The organism is Streptococcus oralis (assembly GCF_001579175.1).
GTDB lineage: Bacteria > Bacillota > Bacilli > Lactobacillales > Streptococcaceae > Streptococcus > Streptococcus oralis_O.
The window spans coordinates 132,530-134,379 of sequence record NZ_KQ970761.1 but is presented as its reverse complement, the minus strand read 5'-3'; the positions used below and the strand labels follow the sequence as shown (position 1 = coordinate 134,379).

Annotated in this window: 1 protein-coding gene; it reads right to left on the bottom strand. The window is 33.0% G+C overall.

Annotation, left to right across the window (positions count from 1 at the left end):
- Nucleotides 1–495 precede the first annotated feature (495 nt).
- Nucleotides 496–1,506, bottom strand: coding sequence for a hypothetical protein (locus tag SORDD24_RS09020; RefSeq protein WP_061409725.1), 1,011 nt, complete (start codon nt 1,504–1,506; stop codon nt 496–498).
- Nucleotides 1,507–1,850 lie beyond the last annotated feature (344 nt).

Here is a 1,850-nt window from a genome sequence, read left to right as displayed (position 1 = left end):
TTCATTAAAGTAAAACAAGATTGAATTTCTTTCTCATTTAAATGTTTCTGTTCAGTAGAAACTTTAGTCTGCCCTTTCATGATTTAACGTTTCCTTTCTACTATTATTTTTGATAGGAATTATGCTAGGAAGTATTAGAGATTGAAAAAAAAAACAGTTAAATTATTTTAACCGCATTTGTAATTCAATTTACACATTCATTTTTTCGCGTATTAGAAGTATGCCACAAATCTTTCAGAAAACGCCCATTTTTTGAAAAAACAAATTAAAAAATGAAAAAAATTTTTAAAAATAAAAAAAACACTCAGTTTTGAGTGTTTTAAAAAACGCGTCGTAACAAGGTTTTGAAGAAAAAAGTAGGTTCTTACCTACTTTAATTTTTTTAGTTTAGAACAAGAATGTTAAGAAAGAAATCAATACTTTCAGTACGATTTTTATTTAGTTGAATTTTTTAATTTTAATGAGAGATATATCATAATGTTTGGAAAAAGTTACTTAATTTGCTTGTGAGATTAACTTATAGGCGTAGGATTTTTGAAATTCTTCTGGTCGATTGTGTCCGAGAGCACGTGATACAATTAAACAAGCCTTTCGATCAAGGACAACACCTTTTAATTCGCCTCTTAGATAAATTTTTTCTTTTTTATCTTTGATATCTTTGGGATCTCGCGCGACAAGAAGATAAAGACGTTTTGCGTATTCTGCACGATATTTATGAGGTTTTAAAGCAGATGGAACTTGAAACACACGCTTTTTACCAGCTAGTTTAAATTCTTCAACAAGCCTTTCTAATTCTTCTTTGTCTCGCATAATAATCGGAACCCATCGGTCTCGTGCTCCTTTTGATTTATGCTTTTTACTAATAATTTTAAGATAATATTGGCCATCCTCACGTTGGTAGAGGGAGTCTCCAGTAATAGCTTTTAATTCATTTTTTCGTAACCCAGTGGCAGATACGATTGAGAACCAGCGATTATTTGTTTCTTCAGACATCCTGTCGTCATTAGACTTCAAACGATTATTCTTTTTGTCGGCTCGATATCGAATATCTGTTGCAACAAAAGCGGTAGAAGGTACTCCTAAAACTTTGGCTAATGCTGCTTTATAGGTTGACTGGGTTGGAGCAGAAAGTCCTAATTTCTTACAATGTTCTAAGTATTGATTCACTAAGTCAATCCATCCCTCAATATCGTTAGATTTATCAAGAGCTTCTAAATCTTCGGCAGTAGTTATTGAGGCAACAAAGGAAGCGAATCTGCTCCAGGAACCAGCGTAGTTATGAAGAGTTCGGTCGGTATGGATTAAATGAATGTCCTCTCCCGTTTTTTTGGATTCATTTCGCTTGATACCCTTTCCTTTTTTAAAGCGCGTGACTAGATTAGTTAGTCCTTTTGATTGGACGAATTGTTTCCGGCCTTCGAAAGTAGTTAGAGAATCCATCTGTTGTTTCTTAGCTTTCTCTTTAGCTTCTCGTCGTTCAGCACGACTACGTCTCTTCTTTGCCATAGTTCTTTCCTTTCTATATGTATATTGTCTACTTTTAAAGAAGATCTTAAGGAAAATCTTAAGGTCTTTTTAATTTAAGTTGAAGTAGTGCAGTGACTTAAGCTTATATTCACTGATGTAGTATCTTCCCTTTGCTGAGGGCGCTTCTTAATTTATGGCTAAGAAGATAACCAAGCCATTTTACAACATGACAAGTTGACTCAATTTAAATAAGATGTAGAGTTCCATCTTACAGATAAAGATCTGTTGTTTTTTCTTGTTAGTCTTTTTCAGGTTTAAATGCTCTGATTTTAGCGACTGAGTTAAGCTAGTTTTTGTATTTGATTTTTAGACTTTTGTTATTT

Bases quoted from the DNA above. Each gene is read 5' to 3' on its own strand.
- SORDD24_RS09020 (WP_061409725.1), bottom strand. From the start codon at position 1,506: ATGGCAAAGAAGAGACGTAGTCGTGCTGAACGACGAGAAGCTAAAGAG.